The 5,265-nt window shown below is 72.8% G+C and carries 4 protein-coding genes; 2 read left to right on the top strand and 2 right to left on the bottom strand.

The features are described from left to right. On the bottom strand, positions 1-1,356 hold a 1,356-nt coding region (gene eccB / locus G6018_RS10820), incomplete at its 3' end, for a type VII secretion protein EccB (protein ID WP_182639583.1). Positions 1,357-1,487: 131 nt separating this feature from the next. On the opposite strand from eccB, the gene G6018_RS10815 reads away from it, so the two are divergent. Continuing rightward, complete coding sequence (locus G6018_RS10815) at positions 1,488-3,122, top strand: type VII secretion protein EccE (protein WP_182639582.1); 1,635 nt, start codon at positions 1,488-1,490, stop codon at positions 3,120-3,122. On the opposite strand, the gene G6018_RS10810 is transcribed toward G6018_RS10815, so the two are convergent. Then, positions 3,076-4,161 carry a DUF695 domain-containing protein gene (locus G6018_RS10810; RefSeq protein ID WP_179525901.1) on the bottom strand — a complete coding sequence of 362 codons (1,086 nt, stop codon included), beginning with the start codon at positions 4,159-4,161 and terminating at the stop codon, positions 3,076-3,078. The two genes, G6018_RS10815 and G6018_RS10810, sit on opposite strands and share 47 nt — an antisense overlap. A gap of 164 nt (positions 4,162-4,325) precedes the next feature. On the opposite strand from G6018_RS10810, the gene G6018_RS10805 reads away from it, so the two are divergent. After that, the coding region (locus G6018_RS10805) for an NAD(P)H-binding protein (protein WP_182639581.1) at positions 4,326-5,265 on the top strand (940 nt) is incomplete at its 3' end.

The raw sequence follows: 5,265 nt of genomic DNA, 5'->3' as shown, positions 1-5,265 counted from the left end.
TGGGAGCCGGTCGATGATCGCACCGTCGACCGGCACCGGGGTCCCACCGACACCGAGGACCGCTGCGGTCTCCGGGTCGGGGATGTCGAAGCGCACGCCCGTATCGGCGACGATCGTCGTCACCGCACCGCGGGTTGACGTGCCTCGTCCGACCGCGGTCACCAGAAGGCCTCCACCGGGTACGCCCAGCACGTCGATCGCCGGCCCGCCCCCGTCCGCGCCGGCCACCGGACGCGCCTGTGCGGCCGACGGAGCCGGAGCGCCTGCGACAACGGTCACCCGCCGGCCCACTGACCCCTCCCTGCCCGCATCGCGAACGCACAGCACCGGGGAGTCACCGGTCGAGAGGACCGAGGGACGATCCGCTGGGAAGGCATCCACGTTCAGCGCCACCGAGCGCGGGACGCCCATCCGGTCGGGATCCACGGACACGACCGCACCCACCGTCGTCGTCGAACGGATGACGTCGGCCACCACCGGACCGACCTCCTGGACACCATCTGCCAGGGCGACGTAGGTCTCCCTGCCCGAGGCGGTGTCCACCGTGAACACCTGCCCGATCCGCAATGAGTCGAGACCGTAGTCCACCGGCCTGCCGGCCAGATCGATCTCCGGTCGCACCACCGGATCGACCTCCGGCAGCGGGTCGATCAACGCCGCGGTGACCGGCCGCGGCTCGACGCCGCCCAGTCCGAGGATCGCCAGCAGGTCGCCGTCCGACAAGTCGATTCTCGAGCGGGTCCCGTCCCGCAGCAGCCAGCCCCTGCCGTCCTGGTCGGCCAGGACGATCTCGTCGCCGGTGGTGTCACGCCCGGGTCCCGCCGCCCCGTCACGGGCGACGACACTCGTCGAGACGATCCGGGGGCGACCGCGATCGACGTCGGCGATCTCGTCGCACACGGTCCACGAGACCGCCGCGGCCCCGTCCTCGTCGCGCGGTGCCGGCAGCGCGGACGGCGCTCCGGGGATCCCGATCAGTCCTCCGCGACGCGTCTGGGCGATGTCCGAGTCCCGCACAGTGGTGGGGTCGGCGGGCTGACCCGTCACCAGACGGGCGGACGCGAGGTTGAACACCGGGTGGACGGTGTCGCCGGCGCGGACATACATCTGGCCGGAGTCCCGGCCCACCATCACCACGGCGCGATCGACATCGGGCGTCGGATCGAGGAGGGCCAGGACCGCCGCACCGACGCAACCGAGGACGGCGGCGACCGCACCCAGCATGAGTCCCGTCGACTGTCGCCTGAGTGGATCGTGGAGCATCCGGACGTCGCGGACGGCCACCGCGTGTCGGGCCCGCCGGGACAGGAAACGGTGCCCGTCGACCTGCGCCCTGGTCGTCGGCTTCAGCGGCACGAACGGGCTCCTTCCCACGGATGTGACGCCCCGCGACGGCGGGTTCCGGGGGTAGGGTACGCCACTGTCCCGGCCGGATGGCCGGGCTTCCCGGGCGGCCTCGCGCGCCCCCGACCAGGCCAGGAGGACGTGTGACGGCTGCCCCTCGCACCCTTCTCATCCTCCTGACCGTCCTCCTGACCTCGGGGGTGCTCGCGGTGATCTGCCCGCCGCCCTGGCAGCCCTGGGTCCAGTTCGCCGCCGCCTCACTGGTCGCCTGCGCCGCCACCATCCGTCACCGGCGCCGATATCTGCTCGGAGGCGGACCGCGCCCACGCCGGTCAGACGTCGACGTCGTCGATCTGGTCTCGCCCGAGTTCTCCTTGGTCGGGTGCGTCGGCGGTCACCAGGTGGTGACCACCGGTGTCGAGGTCTCAGCCGGCGCTCTGGAGACCACCGAGGTCGGGAGCGACGACCCGGCGGATTTCCTCGGCGTCCGGCTTCCGCTGGGCGCGGTCGCGCGGCAACTCGACCAGGGTGGGGTGCTGCTCGAGGGGATCGATGTGGTGGTTCACGGGCGACGTGCGGCGACGGGCCCCGACGGCGAGGTGTACTGCTCGCTCGTGGGTCCGTTGGCTCTGGTCTCCCACCGGCGCGTCCACCTGCTCCTCCGATTCGACCTGTCCGAACTCGCGCTGAGCGCGCCGGCGGAGGCGGGGCGGGGTGCGCCGCAGTGGGTCATCGCGGTGGCCACCGAACGACTCCGCCGATCTCTGGTTCATCACGGGGTTCCGTGTCGTGTACTCGATGCCACAGAGCTGGCGGAGCGATACCTCGAGGCCGAGGCCGATCCCACCGACGGAGTGGGGTTGGTGGTCCGCCCCGGTGAGGACCCGCGCGAGGTCGTGGACGCCCTCACCTCTGTACCCGCGTCAGACATCACCGAGGTGCTCCGACTCCGCCGGGTGCCGGGCCGCCGCGACGTCGTCGACTCGATCTCGACCGTGGGTCTCGCGGGGCTCACCGTGGACTCGCTCCCCCAGTCCGCGGGATCGTGTCATCTGTTGCCGTCCCCGCGCGTGCTGCCCGTCCCGGGTGAGTCCCTACCCGAGACGCTCGCCGGCTCCACGGTCCGGCGGCGCCTCGATCAACTCGACGACCTCGCCCCGCCCGCCCACGGTTGCGGTCAGATCCTCGGGGCGACCCGGACCGGGAACGCGGCCGCGGTCCAGCTGGCGGGGCCTCACCAGCGCTCGGTACTCCTCGCGGCCGGTCCGGCCGTCTGTCGACAGGTGGCCTTCCGCGCGGTCGCCGCCGGGTATCGGGTGGCGGTGGTCACCGACGTCCCGGACCGCTGGAGACCGCTGCTGGCGATCGGCGACGAGACCAGATACCGGATTGTCGACCCCGATGCCTCGGACGCCGGCGCCCCCGTGGACGCGGTGTTCTGGGACGTCGACGGCCCATTGAGCGAGGGGCGGATCGACGCGCTCGCCGGTCCCGGCGGCCCCGACGTGACACCGCCGACCGTGATCCGGGTGGATGCCGACTGGGACGCCCCCGGCCCCGGGCGTGCGACGACCGGGAATCCGCCCGAGCTGGTACTCGATGGCAGGATTCCGGGCTGGATCTCCATCGAACCGCGTTCCGGACCCGCCCGGCAGGTGTCGGTCGTGACCGGCCCCGGAGAGGACGCGTTCGTGGGCCCGATCCCGGGTCCAGGTCCGAGTTCGGGGGACCTCACACCCGCAGGTGCTGAACCTTCCGCCAGCCCGGATCGTCGGTGACCGTCAGGGTCACCTCGCCCTGTTCCCAGCCGGAGGCGGCCACGCGCAGCTGCTCGTGCGCGGGGGTCGCGGAGTCCACGTAGAAGTGCAGGAGCCGGCGGCCGTTGCAGCTCTCGGCGCCCACGCACTCGCCGGTGCCCTCCAGGCGGTCGACCAGGTGGTCCTCGAAGTCCCGCAGCCCGGGCAGGGAGGCCGATCCCGGCAGACCGCCGTCCTCGACATCCGTATAGGGCACGTGGACGGCGACGTGCCGGTCGAACTCCGGGGCCGAGAGCGCCACCAGGGGCACGCGCACCACGGCCACCATCGGGCCCCGGGAGGTGTCGCCGTGCAGGATCTGCCAGGCGGGTTCCCCGTCCTCGTCCGTGTTGTCCCGCTCGATCTCCCGCAGGATCCCGGGCAGCGCGTCCAGCGAGACCGCGTCGTCCCCCGGGGCCGTGGCGTTGGAGCGGATCATGCCCACCCACATCTCCACCGCGGCCTCCCCGCACATGGCGTCGAGCAGCAGGTAGGCGGCGATCCCGGCGTCGGATCCCTTGAGTCCGGCGAACCCGGGGTGGTGCACGGTCACGTCGGCCCGGGAGAGGCCGCAGTCCACCACCACCTCCGCCTCGTCGAAGCCCAGGCGTCGGTCGCGGAAGTGCATGGCGCACCCGGAGACCGGGTCGCGCAGGTCCGCGTACGACCAGTCGGCGTCGGCGGGCGGGGCCTGAGCGAGCCACCGGCGCGCCGCCCTGCGGAGCTCGGGTACCCCGGCCGCGGTGACGGTCAGGCGGTGCGGCGCGCCGTGAGACCCGGGGACGAACTCCCACGACAACCCGGGGTCGATCGCCTCGATGAGCGAGGTGATCTCCGGGACCACGCGGCGGGCGTCACCCGACTCGAGCGCGGCGGTCGTCCGGCGGCACCCGCCCTCGGTCCACCACCGCCAGAAGGTGGTCACGGCCCGGTCCGAGCGGAGCCTGGCGGTCTCGATGCGGACGCCGGACAGGTCCATCGATCTGGAGAGTTGTCGGGGTCGTGCCGCGCCGATCGCCATCTGTTCTCCCTCCGCCCGTCACGGTCCGTCTGGCTGGTCTCACTCCAGTATCCGGATAAGCCGCCACTCGTGCGCGGAACGACTCACCCCGGCCGGGCCCCCGGGCCGGTCCTGTCCCCCGTCAACGGGTGCGCATCGGCGTCCGCACTGGAAGAGTCTCGGGTATGACCAACCCCCACGGATCCCCCGACGCCCCGACCGGCCCGCGCGTCCTCGTCATCGGCGCCACCGGGTACGTCGGCTCCCGTCTCGTCCCCCGACTGCTCGCCGACGGCGCCGAGGTCTCGGTCCTGGCGCGCACGCCCGCGCGTCTCGACGATGTGCCGTGGGGGGACCAGGTCACCATCCACGAGGGCGGGCTGGGAGACGAGGCCGCACTGTCGGCCGCCCTCGCCGGCGTCGACGTGGCGTGCCACCTCGTCCACTCCATGGGCCACTCGACCGACTTCGAGAAGGAGGAGCGCGAGACCACCGAGGCGTTCGTCCGCGCAGTCGAGGCCGCCGGGGTGGGCCGCATCGTGCACCTGTCCGGGCTGCACCCGGAGGACGAGACCGACCTGTCGACCCACCTGCGCTCGCGCGTTGAGGTGGGACGGATCATGCTGGCCTCGTCCGTGCCCGCGCTGGTGATCCAGGCCGGGGTGGTGATCGGCTCCGGGTCCGCCTCGTTCGAGATGATCCGGCACCTGACCACCCGGCTCCCGGGGATGGTCACCCCGAAATGGGTCTCCAACCGCATCCAGGCGATCGCCGTGCGGGACGTGGTCCACTACCTCGCGGCCGCCACCACGGTTCCGCTCGACGGGGACCTGGCCGACGGGCGCGTGATCGACGTGGGCGCGCCGGACGTGTTGACCTACGGGCAGATGATGCAGATCTACGCCGAGGAGGCCGGGCTGCACCGCCGGCTCATGGTCCCCGTCCCCGTGCTCACGCCCAAGCTGTCCTCGCTGTGGATGGGCCTGGTCACCCCGCTCGAGCCCGCCCTGGCCCGGCCGCTGGTGGAGTCGCTGCGCTGCGAGGCGATCGTCCTGGTCGACGACGCCGACGAGGTGCTGGGCCCCCCGCCCGGCGGCCGCACGAGCTACCGCCAGGCCCTCCGCG

It is taken from the genome of Dietzia sp. DQ11-44, assembly GCF_014145205.1.
Classification (GTDB): Bacteria; Actinomycetota; Actinomycetes; order Mycobacteriales; family Mycobacteriaceae; genus Dietzia; species Dietzia natronolimnaea.
Note: the sequence above shows the minus strand (reverse complement) of the source record. Positions and strands in the feature narration are given on the sequence as shown.

Bases quoted from the DNA above. Each gene is read 5' to 3' on its own strand.
- G6018_RS10810 (WP_179525901.1), bottom strand. From the start codon at position 4,161: ATGGCGATCGGCGCGGCACGACCCCGACAACTCTCCAGATCGATGGAC.